Source organism: Roseovarius sp. MS2 (genome assembly GCF_051447875.1).
GTDB classification, from domain to species: domain Bacteria; phylum Pseudomonadota; class Alphaproteobacteria; order Rhodobacterales; family Rhodobacteraceae; genus Roseovarius; species Roseovarius mucosus_A.
Map to the genome: position 1 here is coordinate 3,364,746 of NZ_JBKHVF010000001.1, position 14,292 is coordinate 3,379,037.

The 14,292-nt window shown below is 61.4% G+C and carries 15 protein-coding genes; 9 read left to right on the forward strand and 6 right to left on the reverse strand.

Features of this window, described 5'->3' with window-relative positions:
- Positions 1-14 precede the first annotated feature (14 nt).
- The gene (locus ACLGGT_RS16475) at positions 15-425 is read left to right on the forward strand and encodes a SufE family protein (RefSeq protein WP_151979257.1); all 411 of its coding nucleotides are present in this window, start codon (positions 15-17) and stop codon (positions 423-425) included.
- A gap of 64 nt (positions 426-489) precedes the next feature.
- Here the strand turns inward: ACLGGT_RS16475 and ACLGGT_RS16480 are convergent, their stop codons facing one another.
- Positions 490-1,131: a DUF1638 domain-containing protein gene (locus tag ACLGGT_RS16480; protein WP_437196886.1), complete on the reverse strand. Its 642-nt coding sequence runs from the start codon at positions 1,129-1,131 to the stop codon at positions 490-492.
- Positions 1,132-1,195: 64 nt separating this feature from the next.
- Positions 1,196-1,900 (reverse strand): corrinoid protein, encoded by a 705-nt coding sequence (locus ACLGGT_RS16485; RefSeq protein WP_008280810.1) that lies wholly within the window; start codon positions 1,898-1,900, stop codon positions 1,196-1,198.
- Between the two features lie 191 nt (positions 1,901-2,091).
- On the opposite strand from ACLGGT_RS16485, the gene ACLGGT_RS16490 reads away from it, so the two are divergent.
- On the forward strand, positions 2,092-3,189 hold the full coding sequence (locus ACLGGT_RS16490) for a PA0069 family radical SAM protein (protein ID WP_437196887.1): 1,098 nt from the start codon (positions 2,092-2,094) through the stop codon (positions 3,187-3,189).
- Here ACLGGT_RS16490 and ACLGGT_RS16495 read toward each other — a convergent pair.
- The 3 genes from ACLGGT_RS16495 to ACLGGT_RS16505 form a co-directional block, all read right to left on the reverse strand.
- Entirely contained in the window at positions 3,171-3,428 is a 258-nt protein-coding gene (locus ACLGGT_RS16495) for a methionine synthase (RefSeq protein ID WP_437196888.1), read from the reverse strand. The two genes, ACLGGT_RS16490 and ACLGGT_RS16495, sit on opposite strands and share 19 nt — an antisense overlap.
- Before the next feature lie 5 nt (positions 3,429-3,433).
- Positions 3,434-4,444, reverse strand: coding sequence for a betaine--homocysteine S-methyltransferase (gene bmt / locus ACLGGT_RS16500; RefSeq protein WP_081506081.1), 1,011 nt, complete (start codon positions 4,442-4,444; stop codon positions 3,434-3,436).
- 166 nt (positions 4,445-4,610) lie between these two features.
- Complete coding sequence (locus tag ACLGGT_RS16505; RefSeq protein ID WP_437196890.1) at positions 4,611-4,925, reverse strand: DUF1476 domain-containing protein; 315 nt, start codon at positions 4,923-4,925, stop codon at positions 4,611-4,613.
- Positions 4,926-5,087: 162 nt separating this feature from the next.
- Here ACLGGT_RS16505 and purC point away from each other — a divergent pair, with 162 nt between their 5' ends.
- From purC to ACLGGT_RS16535, 6 genes are all read left to right on the forward strand, one after another.
- On the forward strand, positions 5,088-5,849 hold the full coding sequence (gene purC / locus ACLGGT_RS16510) for a phosphoribosylaminoimidazolesuccinocarboxamide synthase (RefSeq protein WP_008280817.1): 762 nt from the start codon (positions 5,088-5,090) through the stop codon (positions 5,847-5,849).
- 11 nt (positions 5,850-5,860) lie between these two features.
- Complete coding sequence (purS, locus tag ACLGGT_RS16515; RefSeq protein ID WP_008280818.1) at positions 5,861-6,100, forward strand: phosphoribosylformylglycinamidine synthase subunit PurS; 240 nt, start codon at positions 5,861-5,863, stop codon at positions 6,098-6,100.
- Positions 6,100-6,768 carry a phosphoribosylformylglycinamidine synthase subunit PurQ gene (gene purQ / locus ACLGGT_RS16520; protein ID WP_437196892.1) on the forward strand — a complete coding sequence of 223 codons (669 nt, stop codon included), beginning with the start codon at positions 6,100-6,102 and terminating at the stop codon, positions 6,766-6,768. Before purS ends, purQ begins: the two co-directional genes overlap by 1 nt.
- 45 nt (positions 6,769-6,813) lie before the next feature.
- Positions 6,814-8,574 carry a sensor histidine kinase gene (locus ACLGGT_RS16525; RefSeq protein ID WP_437196894.1) on the forward strand — a complete coding sequence of 587 codons (1,761 nt, stop codon included), beginning with the start codon at positions 6,814-6,816 and terminating at the stop codon, positions 8,572-8,574.
- A gap of 6 nt (positions 8,575-8,580) precedes the next feature.
- Positions 8,581-9,915 (forward strand): sigma-54-dependent transcriptional regulator, encoded by a 1,335-nt coding sequence (locus tag ACLGGT_RS16530; protein ID WP_198385559.1) that lies wholly within the window; start codon positions 8,581-8,583, stop codon positions 9,913-9,915.
- A gap of 403 nt (positions 9,916-10,318) precedes the next feature.
- Positions 10,319-13,030 (forward strand): Rne/Rng family ribonuclease, encoded by a 2,712-nt coding sequence (locus tag ACLGGT_RS16535; RefSeq protein ID WP_437196896.1) that lies wholly within the window; start codon positions 10,319-10,321, stop codon positions 13,028-13,030.
- A 183-nt stretch (positions 13,031-13,213) separates the two neighbouring features.
- Here ACLGGT_RS16535 and ACLGGT_RS16540 read toward each other — a convergent pair whose 3' ends face one another.
- Positions 13,214-13,444, reverse strand: coding sequence for a sulfurtransferase TusA family protein (locus ACLGGT_RS16540; RefSeq protein WP_081506085.1), 231 nt, complete (start codon positions 13,442-13,444; stop codon positions 13,214-13,216).
- A 93-nt stretch (positions 13,445-13,537) separates the two neighbouring features.
- Here ACLGGT_RS16540 and ACLGGT_RS16545 point away from each other — a divergent pair, with 93 nt between their 5' ends.
- The gene (locus tag ACLGGT_RS16545; protein ID WP_037297695.1) at positions 13,538-14,290 is read left to right on the forward strand and encodes a cytochrome c biogenesis CcdA family protein; all 753 of its coding nucleotides are present in this window, start codon (positions 13,538-13,540) and stop codon (positions 14,288-14,290) included.
- The last annotated feature ends 2 nt before the right edge of the window (positions 14,291-14,292 follow it).

Sequence of the window (14,292 nt, forward strand, 5' to 3'; positions counted from 1 at the left end):
GCTAGGAGAGTGTCATGGCCACTGCCGCCTTTGAAGAGATTGTTGAGGATTTCGAGTTTCTCGACGATTGGGAGGATCGCTATCGCTATGTGATCGACCGGGGCCGGGCAATGGAGCCGCTGGAGGCGGCGCTCAAGGTGCCTTCGACCAAGGTCGAGGGCTGTGCCAGTCAGGTTTGGTTGCATCCCAGAATCGAAGCGGGCGTTTTCAGCTTTGATGGCGATAGCGATGCGATGATCGTGCGCGGCCTGATTGCGGTGCTGCGCACGCTTTATAACGGCGTGCCGGTGGCGGAGGTCGAGCGTGTCGATGCCCCGGCCGAATTGGCCCGGCTGGGACTGGATGCACATCTGTCCGCCCAACGCTCAAACGGGGTGCGCGCGATGATCGAGCGGATCAGGCTGGTAGCGTCAGAGGCCGCGTGAGAGGCGAGGTTTGGGGGCGCTGCCCCCAAGCCCCCGAGGTATTTTCAGCCAGATGAATTGCAAATCAATGCGTTGCGGCCTGTTTCTCAAGTGATACTTTAAGATCGCCATAGCCGGTGAAACGGTATTCATAGGCAAGGCCCAAGCGGTCGGCGCAGTCTTGTGCCTTGGCGCGCAGGGCGGGGTCATCGGTTTGTGCCTGATAGACCAGTTTGGTGTAATTGCCAAAAATCATGTCGCGCAGCTGCGGGTGACGGTCGAGGCCCATCGGTTTCCAGACGAATGCATCGAACTGCCGCACCAGAAAATCGGTGAGGTAGAAGGCGCTGATTTCGTCCTCATGCGCGGCAAAGCGGTCCAACCCTTCGTAGAACGCATAGCAATGTGGGCCTGCCACCATTTCAACGCCAAGGTCGGCGCATTTCGCCTGCAAGAGCCCGCCCGTGCCGCAATCGGCATAGACCACGAAAATGCGGTCATATTTGGCGCGTTGGGCGATCACGGCCTTTTCCACCTCTTCGGTGATCTTTTCCGGGTAGAGATGCAGTTTGGCGGGAAGGCATTGTAAATCCATGTGATCCCACCCGTTGTGACGTTTGAGGGCGAGAATTTCATGCGCGAGGGCCCCGCAGGCGATCAGGAGAAGGCGACCGCGACCTTCGGCCTCTAGCCCTTGGGTGGTGAGATGATCGTCGGTCAGATCCATGGCCGGTTCCCTCAAATGCAAACGGCCCGCGCGGGGGCGGGCCGTGTTGGAGCGTTTTGGATGCTCAGCTCGCGGCCAGCCGGTTGTGTTTGCGCGCCATGAAGTCCTTGGCGGTTTCCACGGCCACAGCGGCATCGCGGCAGTAGGCGTCAGCACCGATGGCCTTGCCGAATTCTTCGTTGAGCGGTGCGCCACCGACCAGCACGATATAGTCATCGCGTTTGCCCTGTTCGACCAGCGTGTCGATCACGACCTTCATATAGGGCATGGTGGTGGTCAGCAGGGCCGACATGCCGAGGATGTCCGGCTGTTCGGTTTCCAGCGCGTCGAGGTATTTTTCGACCGCGTTGTTGATGCCGAGATCGACCACTTCGAAACCGGCCCCTTCCATCATCATGCCGACAAGGTTCTTGCCGATGTCGTGGATGTCGCCCTTGACGGTGCCGATCACCATTTTGCCCACGCGCGGTGCGCCGGTTTCGGCCAGGAGGGGCTTGAGGATGGCCATGCCGCCCTTCATCGCATTGGCCGCGAGCAGCACTTCGGGGACAAAGAGGATACCATCGCGGAAATCCTTGCCGACGATGGTCATGCCACCGACGAGCGCCTCGGTCAGCACGCGGTAGGGGGCCCAGCCGCGATCCAAGAGGATGTGCACGCTCTCTTCGATCTCTTCCTTGAGGCCGTCGTAGAGGTCGTCGAACATCTGTTGGACAAGCTCGTCATCGTCGAGGTCGGCGAGGATGATGTCGTCGTCTTGGTCGGACATTGGGGGAATCCTTGAGTTCTCTGCGCGCGCGCATCTGGGTTGACTGGACGCAGCTTTCGTCAATTTGCGGCGCGGCCACTTTCCGAATTGCGACGCTGCCCGCGCCGCAACCGACGTATAGCTTGGAATCGCGCGGGATGTGACTGAATTATCAGCATGATGATTATCGGTTTCTTGCAAGTGTTCGCGTTATGTTCCATTTTGGAGGCATGAAACCAGAGCAAACCCTTCCCAATGATCTGCGCGTGCGGGCGCGGGGCGCGTTGAGCAACGCCGCGGGCCGGTTCGAGGCCTATGGCGTTGCCTATGAGGCCGAGGACCCCGGGGAGGCGGCGCGTGTGTTGCGCACGCAGGTGACGACAGAGCGACCGCGCCGGGTGATCACCTATAATCGCTCGCCCGATCTGCCGTTTGATCGGTCGATCAATCCGTATCGTGGCTGTGAACATGGCTGCATTTATTGTTTTGCGCGCCCGAGCCATGCCTATCTGGGCCTGTCGCCGGGGCTTGATTTCGAGACGCGGCTGATCGCGCGGCCCGAGGCCCCCGCACGGCTAGAGGCAGAGTTGCGGGCGCGCAGCTATAAGATCGCACCGATGGCTATTGGCACCAATACTGATCCCTATCAACCGATTGAGGCAGAGTTTGGCATCACCCGCGCCTGTCTGGAAGTGTTGCAGCGCTTTAATCATCCGGTGGCGGTTATCACCAAAGGGGCGCTGATAGAGCGGGATTTGGATATTCTGGGGGATATGGCGGCGCGTGGGCTGGCGCGGGTGGGCATTTCTATCACCACCCTTGATGAGGTGCTGGCGCGGCGGTTGGAGCCGCGCGCGCCTAGTCCGGTGCGGCGATTGGAGATCATCCGGCGGTTGTCCGAGGTGGGGGTTCCGGTGCGGTTGATGGTGTCGCCGGTTGTTCCGGGGCTGACCGATCCGGAGATCGAGGCGATTTTGGCGGCCGGGCGCGAGGCCGGGGCAGGGGCCGCAAGCTGGATCATGCTGCGGCTGCCGCGCGAGGTGTCGCCTCTGTTTCAGGAGTGGCTGGCGGCGCAGTATCCCGACCGGGCGCGCAAGGTGATGAACCGGCTGCGCGAGATGCATGGCGGGCAGGAGTATAGCGCCGATTGGCACCGGCGGATGCGGGGCGAGGGGGTGCATGCCCGCATGATCGCGCGCCGGTTTGATTTGGCGGCGCGTCGGCTGGGGCTGGATCAGGCGCAGGCGGTGTTGCGCACGGACCTGTTCGAGGTGCCGCTGGCGCGGGGGGATCAGTTATCGCTGTTTTGAGAGCGGCGTCCACTGATCCGGGCAAGCACCAGCAGTGTTGCGACCAAGGCTGCGGGGAAAAGCACGAGGATCATCAGATCTTCGCCGCGCATATCCCAGGGCATTGGGAACGCACATCGGCCATTTGGGCTGCCAAATGCGCAGGCAAGGCCGGAGATCCAGATATAGCCCGCGATCCATGCCACAAGGGCCAGCAGGGCGGCGGCAAGGAAGATGCGGCGCATCATCTTCTCTGACATGCCGATCAGCCGCGCCTGCGGCGCGGGCGGCGGGGTGCTGCGGTATCGTCCCCGGTGCCATCCCCGCCCGATGAGAAGCCGCCAAGCGCCTCGGTGATCTCTTCCAGCGTGGGGCGGGCACCGCGTGGGCGGTTCTCTAGCGCGGCGCGCATTTTCGAGAGGTGTTCGGGCATGGTGCCGCAGCAGCCGCCAATGATCGTGGCACCGGAGTCGCGGGCCAGCACGGCGTATTCGGCCATCAGTTCGGGCGTGCCATCGTAGTGGATGTGACCGTCATGATATTTCGGGATGCCGGCATTGCCTTTGGCAATAATGGGTCGCTCAGATCCTTGGGCGACAAAGCCCAGAATGGTGCGCAACAAATCCGAGGCACCGACACCGCAATTGGCCCCATAGGCCATCGGGGGGTTGCCCAGTTTTTCCACCATGGTGGCCATGTCGGACGAGGTGACGCCCATCATGGTGCGCCCGGCGGTGTCAAAGCTCATGGTGCCGCACCACGGCATATCGGCGAGTTTGAACGCCTCGGCGGCGGCCTTGTATTCTTCGGGGGCGGAAATGGTTTCGAGCCAGAGCACATCGGCCCCGCCTTCCTTGAGGCCTTCGGCCTGTTCGTGGAAGATCTCGACCGCCAGTTCATGGGTGAGCGCGCCCATCGGGGCCATGATTTCGCCGGTGGGGCCAACAGAGCCCGCGACAATCACCGGGCGGTCGTATCGGTCGGCCACGTCGCGGCCAATCTCGGCAGAGATGCGCGACAGCTCGCGGGCACGGCCCTGCGCGCCATGCAGTTTCAGACGCGCCGCGTTGCCGCCAAAGGAATTGGTGAGAAACAGATCGCTGCCTGCATCCACGGCCTCGGTATAAAGGCGCTTGATCCGGTCTGGATGCTGGTCATTCCACATTTCGGGCGCATCGCCCGATTGCAGACCCATATTGAAAAGATTGGTGCCGGTGGCCCCGTCAGCGAGAATCCAATCGCGAGTGGCGAGCATCTTGGTGAGGGCGTTTGTCATTTGGGCTGTCCCGTAATCCGTGAGCACGCAGATGTGCCATTAAATCAGGCAAGCGCGCAAATGCATAAATTTCATGTAAATGGTGAGGCGCATTTGTATTGCCTGACCAAGACGGAAAGGGCGCGCCATGATGTGACGCGCCCCTGATTTCGTCGAATGAACAGGCTCAGGCCTCTTTGGCCAGTTGGCCTTTGGCGATCTTGAGCAGCTCATCCATCTTGGCGCGGATGGTGTTGGCATCGGCGATGTCACCAAGATCCGAAGCGACCTTGCGCACCACATCTTCATGGCCGGCCTCTTCAAAGTCGGCCTTGACCACTTCGAGGGCGTAGGTGTTGGCGTCATCGCCGGTTTTGCCCATCAGTTCCGCAGCCCAGAGGCCGAGAAGCTTGTTGCGGCGGGCCACGGCGCGAAAGGCCATTTCCTCGTCATGGGCGAATTTGTTTTCGAATGCGCTTTCGCGATCGTCAAAGGTGGTCATTGGGCCGGTCCCCTTGCATGCGTTGCCGTTGCTTCCGATATGCAATCTGGCACGCAAAAGGGCAAGGGGCCAACGCCATCTTGCGACGTGTTGGCCCATGCACTATGAGAGCGCATCGGCATGAGGGGACTCACGCCCCCCACCCTCAACGATGGAGTTCCCATGGCGCGGCGCAAGAAGATTTATGAAGGCAAGGCCAAGACCCTCTATGAGGGCCCGGAGCCGGGCACGATCATCCAGTATTTCAAGGATGACGCCACCGCCTTTAACGCCGAAAAGAAGGCCGTGATCGAGGGCAAGGGCGTGCTGAACAACATGCTGTCCGAATATTTCATGACCGGGCTCAACACCATCGGCGTGCCGACGCATTTCATCAAGCGGCTGAATATGCGCGAACAACTGGTTCGTGCGGTCGAGATCATTCCGCTGGAAGTGATCGTACGCAACTATGCGGCGGGAACCATGGCCAAGCGTCTGGGGATCGAGGAAGGCACACAATTGCCGCGCCCCATCGTGGAATATTGCCTCAAGGATGACAAGCTGGGCGATCCGTTGGTCACCGAGGAACATATTGCCGCCTTTGGTTGGGCCAGCCAGCAGGATATGGACGATATCCTTAGCCTCGCGCTGCGCGTCAACGATTTCATGGCGGGCGTGATGTATGGCGTTGGCATCAAGCTGATTGATTTCAAGATCGAGATCGGCCGCGTCTATGATGGCGATTTCCAGCGGCTGATCGTGGCTGATGAAATCAGCCCCGACAGCTGCCGGTTGTGGGATATCGCGTCAGGCCGCAAGCTTGACAAGGATGTCTTCCGCCGCGATCTGGGCAGTCTGACGGATGCCTATACCGAGGTGGCGACCCGTCTGGGTGTCATGCCCAAAGGCAGCACGCCGATGGCGCGGCCAAAACTGATCAACTAAAGAGGTATCCCATGAAAGCGCGCGTGCATGTCATGCTGAAATCCGGCGTTCTTGATCCGCAGGGCGAGGCGGTGCGCCATGCCTTGGGGTCGATGGGCTTTGACGGTGTCGAAGCGGTGCGGCAAGGCAAGGTGATCGAGCTGGATCTGGCAGAGACCGACGCGGCCAAGGCCAAGGCCACCGTCACCGAGATGTGCGAAAAGCTGCTCGCGAACACCGTGATCGAAAGCTATTCGGTGGAGTTGGCCTGATGCATGCCGCCGTCATCGTCTTTCCCGGATCCAACTGCGACCGCGATCTGGCCGTTGCCTTCGAGCGCGCGGGCGCGCGGGTGTCGATGGTCTGGCACAAGGATACGGACCTGCCGCAGGGTGTCGATGTGGTGGGCGTGCCGGGCGGGTTTTCCTATGGCGATTACCTGCGCTGCGGCGCGATTGCCGCCAATTCGCCGATCTGCCGGTCAGTTATCGCGCATGCGGACAAGGGCGGCTATGTGCTGGGTGTCTGCAACGGCTTTCAGATCCTGACCGAGACGGGGATTCTGCCGGGTGCCTTGCTGCGCAATGCGGGTCTGAAATATGTCTGCAAGCAGGTGGGCCTGCGGGTGGCGACGGCCGATAGCGTCTTTAGCCATGGCTATGAGGCGGGCCGCACCATCACCGTGCCGATTGCGCATCACGACGGCAATTATTTCGCTGATACCGCAACACTCGACCGGCTTGAGGGCGAAGACCGTGTGGCCTTTACCTATACGGACAATCCCAATGGTTCCGCGCGCGATATTGCGGGCATCCTGTCCGAGAATCGCCGGGTTCTGGGGATGATGCCGCATCCCGAGCGGATGGCCGAGCCGTTGCAGGGCGGCACCGATGGGGCCGCGCTCTTTAGCGGGCTGATGGGGGCGCTGGAACGCGCCTGAGCGCTTGCGCTTGAGAAGCGGCGCGGCGCGGCATAGTCTGATCGCATGAGCAAAGCTGCCACTTCGACTGCACGGCACCGGATGCGCACCATTTCATGGCGCGCGCGTGCGGTGCTGTTTTGCCTTTTTGTGGTGGCAGTGGCGGTGGTTCTGACCACCAACCGCCTTTTGACGGATCGCTTTACCGAGAACACGCGCAACCGCGCAGAGCTGCGGCTGGTGCTGTATTCGGGTAACCTGCTGTCGGAATTGCGCCAGAATGCGATTGTGCCGCAGCTCTTGGCGCGGGACCCGGCGCTGATTGCTGCGCTCAACACGCAAGACTATGCGCAATCCACACAGCGGCTGATTTCATTTCTGGAAGAAATCGGTGCGGCGAACCTGACGCTGCTCGACAGGGACGGGCGGGCGGTTGCGACGACAGAGCGGGCGCGCCTGGGCGAGAGTCACAAGGCCGCCGCCTATTTCGTGGATGCGATGCGCTCGCGCGATACGATTTTCCATGTTTTGCGGCAGGAAACGGGGCAATTCAACTTTTACTACTCGCGCCGGATCGAGACGCAGAACGGCACCTTGGGGGTGATCGTTGTCGAAGTGGATTTGCGCAAATACGAGCGCGCCTGGGCCGGGATTTCCGATGCGGTCATGGTCACGGATACCGAGGGGCGGATCATTCTGGCCACCGAACCGCGTTGGCGTGGCTTGACAGAGGCCGAGGCGCTGCGCCGCGAGCCGGTCAACAGCGCCATTCAGCGCGCCATTCAGGCGACCTCGGATTGGACGGCGCTGCCGGCGGATGCCTATGTGCGCGGCGAGGCGGTGATGCGGGTCGAGGGGCGCGTGGCCTTTCGCGGCTGGCGGATCGCCGGGTTTACCACTTACACGGCGGTGCGTGACAAGGTGAACGGCTATCTCGCGCTCGAGATCATGGGATTCGCGATTCTTCTGGCGCTCGCGTTTTACTTTCTCAATCGCAAGGCGGCGCTTCGGATGGCGCTGTTTCAGCGGGAATCGGCAGAGCTTCGCGCATTGAATGCCCGCCTACAGCGGGAAATCGCCGAGCGTAGACGCGCGCAAGAGAACCTCGCACAGGCCGAACAGACCATTCAGCAAAGCTCGAAATTGGCGGTTCTGGGCGAGATGTCGGCGGCGGTCAGTCACGAGTTGAACCAACCGCTTGCGGCGATGAAAACCTACCTTGCGGGGGCGCGGCTTTTGCTGTCGCGCAACCGGCCCGACGAGGCGATCTCGGCGTTTCAGAGGATCGACGATCTGATCGAGCGGATGGGGGCGATCACCAAGCAGCTCAAGTCCTATGCGCGCCAGTCAGGCACGCAGTTTTCCCCTGTAAACATGGCGGATGCGGTGGCCTCGGCGCTGTCGATGATGGAGCCGCAGTTGCGTCAGCGCAAGATCACCATCACCCGCACTTTGCCCGATCAGCCTGTGATGATCATGGGGGACCGGGTGCGTGTGGAACAGGTGATCGTCAACCTGTTGCGCAATGCCATTGATGCCACCAATACCGTGCCCGATGCCACCATCGACATTCTCTTGGCGGCGGGGGAAACGGCGGTGCTAACGGTGCGCGACAACGGTGAGGGGATCGGGGATTTCAAGAACCTCTTTGAGCCCTTTTACACGACCAAACAGCCAGGCGACGGGGTGGGGCTGGGGCTTGCCATTTCCTCGGGGATCGTCAACGACCTTGGCGGACGTCTGGTGGCGCGCAACGCGCCCGACGGGGGGGCTGTATTCGAGATGCAGCTTCCCATATTGGCGGATGAGACCCGAGCAGCGGAGTGATGTGAAATGCCAGCAGCCATGAAGATCGCCATCGTCGATGATGAAAAAGACATGCGCCAGTCGATCAGTCAGTGGTTGGCCCTGTCGGGCTATGACACCGAGGCCTTTGCCTCGGCGGAGGATGCGCTGAAATCGCTGGGGCCGGATTATCCCGGTATCGTCGTGACCGACGTGCGGATGCCCGGTATGGACGGGATGCAGTTTCTCAAAAAGCTGATGGGGGCCGATAGTTCGCTTCCGGTGATCATGATCACGGGACATGGCGATGTGCCCATGGCGGTCGAGGCGATGCGGATCGGCGCCTTTGATTTTCTGGAAAAACCGTTCAACCCGGACCGTATGACTGAGCTGGCGAAGAAGGCCACCAACGCCCGGCGCATGACGCTGGACGCCCGTGCGCTGCGCAAGGACCTGTCGGATGGTGGCCAGCTGATGAAAAAGCTGATCGGCACCAGCGGCGCGATGGAGCGGTTGCGCGAGGATATTCTCGATCTGGGGCAGGCCGATGGCCATGTTCTGATCGAGGGCGAGACCGGCACCGGCAAGACGCTGGTGGCGCATGCGCTGCATGCGGTGGGGGCGCGCGCGGGGCGCAAGTTTGTGTCGGTGGCCTGTGCTGCCTTTGATGACGAGGGGCTGATCAAGCGCCTGTTTGGCCCGGTGCAGCCCGAGGATGCGCGCCTGCCCGCCTTTGAAGAGGCACGCGGCGGCACCCTGGTGCTAGAGGATATCGAGGCGCTGAGCGAAGCGGCGCAGGCCAAATTGCTGACCCATATCAACGCCGAGGGCACGCCGCCCGAGACCCGTGTGGTGGCCATTTCGAACATGCAGGACGAGGGGCATACCTGTGAGGATGCGCTGCGCTCTGACCTGTTTTACCGTCTGGCCAGCCTGCGGATCACCGTGCCGCCGCTGCGTCAGCGCGGCGAGGATATTCTGACGCTCTTCACCCGCTTTGCCGAGCAGTTTTCAGAAGATTACGGCTGTGACGCGCCGCAGGTCAGCGCGCAGGAGGCCACACAGCTTTTGCAGGCGCCTTGGCCCGGCAATGTGCGTCAGCTCTTCAATGTGGCCGAGCGCGCGGTGTTGCAGGCCCGGCGGGGGTCGGGCACGATCACATCGTTGCTGATGTCGGACCATCAGGACATGCAGCCGGTGATGACCACCGAGGGCAAGCCGCTCAAGGAATATGTCGAAGCGTTCGAGCGGATGCTGATCGACAACACGATGCGCCGCCACAAAGGCAGCATCGCGGCGGTGATGGACGAACTTTGCCTTCCGCGTCGGACATTGAACGAGAAAATGGCCAAGTATAATTTGCAACGGTCCGACTATCTTTGAGGGCGGCACGCGCTGCTTTTCATTTTGTCCATTGTCATTGGCATAGGGGTCGCTTTACTGTGACACTATGGTGACGGGCGTAATCCGCCCCGAAACCTCGAGAGATTCGCTGTTTCAGTCCTCCGTCCGGATCAGTCCGACATGATTGAGCAGACCGATTGGGTCCCGTTCACGGGGGCCACATACAAGCCTGACCCTTGAAAACGGTGGACAGGCCCTGAATTGGCTCCGCGAGGGGCCGGAGAAGAAGAACCGCGATGAAGCGCGCGAGACATCACTTTGTCAGTGCAGGGGCCGATACCGGCACCCTTGGCTGCGCGTCCGCCATCGCCCTTATCAGACATCTGCCGCAACGCGCCGCCCTACCGGGGCAGGCGGCCGCGCCGCGATGCAAACGGAAAACATGGCTACGAAAATGCTCATTGATGCCACCCACGCCGAGGAAACTCGGGTTGTGGTGGTCGACGGAAACAAGGTCGAGGAATTCGATTTTGAGTCTGAAAATAAACGCCAGATAGCTGGCAATATCTATCTGGCCAAGGTGACGCGGGTTGAACCCTCGCTTCAGGCGGCCTTTGTAGATTACGGCGGAAACCGGCATGGGTTTCTGGCGTTCTCGGAGATACATCCCGATTACTATCAGATCCCGGTCGCCGACCGCGAGGCCCTGATGGCCGAGGAAGAGGCGCTGGCCAACGCGCAAAACGACGAGGACGAAGATCGTCCGCGTCGCAGCAGCGGTGGCGAGGGGCGCAGTGACGGACGCAGCGAAGGGCGCAATAGCCGCTCGCGGTCACGGTCCCGCTCGCGCACACGCGCCGAAAAGACGCAAACTGACGATGCGGTGGCCACCTCTGAAATCTCGGGGATGGAAACCATCGACCTTGAGGACGAGACCGCCGCAACCGCCGAAGTGCCCGAGGCCACATCGCCGATGGAGCGCGTGGCCGAGACCCTGGTGGAAGAACCCGAGGATAACGGTGCCGACGAGGCGGGCGAGGATGAGCCCGAGACCGACACCCGCGATCATGCCGCTCAGGATGACGAGATCGAATCCGTCGCCGAAGAGGATGACAGCGAAGATATCCGCCCGGTGCGCAAGCCCCGTGCGCGGCGCTACAAGATCCAAGAGGTCGTCAAGGTCCGGCAGATCATGCTGGTGCAGGTCGTCAAGGAAGAGCGCGGCAACAAGGGGGCGGCGCTGACCACCTATCTAAGCCTTGCGGGTCGCTATTGCGTGCTTATGCCCAATACCGCGCGTGGCGGTGGCATCAGCCGCAAGATCACAAATGCTGTAGACCGCAAGAAGCTCAAGGAAATCGCCACCGAGATCGACGTGCCGCGCGGCGCGGGTCTGATCGTGCGCACCGCCGGGGCGAAGCGCACCAAGGCCGAAATCAAGCGCGATTACGAATATCTGCAGCGTTTGTGGGAACAGATCCGCGAGTTGACCCTGCGCTCTATGGCGCCGGCGAAAATCTATGAAGAGGGCGATCTGATCAAGCGTTCGATCCGCGATCTTTATAATCGCGAGATTGACGAAGTGCTGGTCGAGGGCGAGCGCGGCTATCGCATCGCCAAGGACTTCATGAAGATGATCATGCCGTCCCATGCCAAGAACGTGAAGCATTACGTCGATCAGCAGCCGCTCTTTGCCCGCTTTCAGGTGGAAAGCTATCTGTCGGGCATGTTCAACCCCACGGTGCAGCTCAAATCCGGCGGCTATATCGTGATCGGTGTGACCGAGGCGTTGGTTGCTATCGACGTCAACTCTGGCCGTGCCACCAAGGAAGGGTCGATCGAGGAAACCGCGCTCAAAACCAACCTTGAGGCCGCCGAAGAGGTGGCGCGTCAATTGCGCCTGCGCGATCTGGCTGGTTTGATCGTGATCGATTTTATCGACATGGACGAGCGCCGCAACAACGCTTCGGTGGAAAAGCGGCTCAAGGACAAGCTCAAGACCGACCGGGCGCGTATTCAGGTTGGCCGCATTTCGGGCTTTGGCCTGTTGGAAATGTCGCGCCAGCGTCTGCGCCCCGGCATGATCGAGGCCACGACGCAGCCATGCCCGGCCTGCCATGGCACCGGGCTTATCCGGTCGGATGACAGCCTTGCGCTGTCGATCCTGCGTCAGATCGAGGAAGAGGGCGTGCGCCGCCGCTCGCGTGAGGTGCTGGTGAAATGCCCGGTGGGCATCGCCAACTATCTGATGAACCAGAAACGCGATCACGTGGCGCAAATCGAAGGGCGCTATGGCCTGTCGGTGCGGATCGAGGGTGATCCGCGTCTGGTCAGCCCCGATTTCACGATGGAAAAGTTCAAAACAGCGACCCGGAACGTGCCCGAAGTGCCGATGGCGCAATTCGTGTCCGGCACATCGGCGCTGATGGATGACATCGACGACGAGGTCGAGGACGAGATCGACGAGGAGGTCGAAGCCGAAGCGGGCGACGACGCCAAGAGCGCGCCGACCACCGGGGGCGATGGGGGCGACAAGCCCAAAAAGAGCCGTCGCCGCCGTAGCCGCCGCCGCAAGCCCAAGAATGGCAACGGTGCGGAGCGCAATGGCGAAGGCACCGATGAGGATCGGGAGGACGATGACGGTGAGGCGTCCGAGGGGAGCGAGGAGCAAGACAGCGCAGTACCTGCGGTTGTTGCTGAGCCAGAGGCCCCGGCTGAGGTGACGGCAGAGGCCGAGGCGCCTGTGGTCGCTGAGGAGCAGCCGAAGCCCAAGCGCACCCGCGCACCGCGCAAGAAGAAAGAGCCCGCAAGCGCGGCGGAGGCAGTCTCTGACGAGGAGGCCCCCAAGGCCAAGGCGGCAGCGAAGCCCAAACGCACCCCAACGCCGCGCAAGAAGAAAGAGCCCGAGGCCACGGCGGCGGTTGCAGATGAGAGCAGCGTGACTGCAGAGCCAGAGGCGGCAGTGCTGCCAACAGAGGCAACACCAGCGCCGGTTGCTGAGGTGGCACCGGAGCCGGTTGCAGAGGTGACGCCAGAGCCGGTTGCTGAGGCAGAAGCGCCTGAGCCCGCGCAAGCGCCTGAACCTGTGGCCGAAACCCCGGCACCGCAGGAAGAGCCCAAGCCAAAGCGCCGCGGCTGGTGGTCTTTGGGCTGAGAAGAAAAGACGAAAATCAAGGATGCCGCGCCCTCGGGTGCGGCATTTTTCGTTGTGTGGCTGGAGCGCGTCGCGTCTGATCGGTTTCCCATCGCCCCGGCCCAGAGCCAGGGACTTGACGCATCTGCAGCGAGGTCACGGGTCAAGCCCGAGATGTGTGTGTTCCAGCGGTCGCGGAACGCCTTAGCGCGTCTTGCGGATCACGTAGGTCTGCACGCCATTCGCATCGGTCGCGGAAATCAGATCATGCCCGGATTCGGCGCAGAAATGCGGCACGTCGATCACGGCTGCGGGATCATCCGCCTGCATCGCGATCACCGCGCCAATACCCATGGATTTCAAGCGCTTGCGCAGCTTGAGGACGGGCAGGGGGCACAATAGGCCGCAGGCGTCGAGCGTATCATCGGGTGTCATGAGGCGTGAGATAGCGGGCTTGTTACAGCCTGTCCACAAGGTTGTGACAGAATGTCGGGTGACGCGGGTCGCAGTGCGGGCTATGTCTGGCGCATGTTCGGAATCGAAATCATAGACGCAGCGCTTTTGCCCGCAATGTTCGTGGCCTTGGCCGCTGGAATCATCTCGTTTCTCAGCCCCTGCGTTCTGCCGATCGTCCCGCCCTATCTGGCCTATATGAGCGGGGTCAGCCTGAATGATCTCTCTGAGAGCGGGCAGAGCCGCGCGCGGGCCGTTGTGCCGGCGCTCTTCTTTGTATTGGGCCTCTCGACGGTCTTTATCTTTTTGGGGTTCACGGCCTCTGCCATTGGCACGGTGTTTCTGCAATATCAGAGCTATTTCAATACGGTAGCTGGCATTCTTGTGATGATTTTCGGCGCGCATTTCGTGGGCGTCTATCGGATCAAATTCCTTGACCGCGAGGCGCGGCTGGATGCGGGCGACCGAGGCGGATCGTCCTTTGGAGCCTATATTCTGGGGCTGGCCTTTGCCTTTGGCTGGACGCCTTGCATCGGTCCGCAACTGGGTGCGATCCTGTCTTTGGCGGCGTCGGAAGGGTCGGTTGCGCGGGGCACGATGCTCTTGGCGATTTATGCCATTGGCCTTGGTGTGCCGTTTCTGCTGGTTGCTGCCTTCTTGCCGCGTCTGCAGGGGCTGATGGGCTGGATGAAACGCCATATGGAACAGATCGAGCGGGTGATGGGGCTTTTGCTTTGGACCATTGGTCTTTTGATGCTCACCGGCGGCTTTTCAGCGTTTTCCTTTTGGTTGCTCGAAACATTCCCCGCCCTAGCGGTGCTTGGATAACG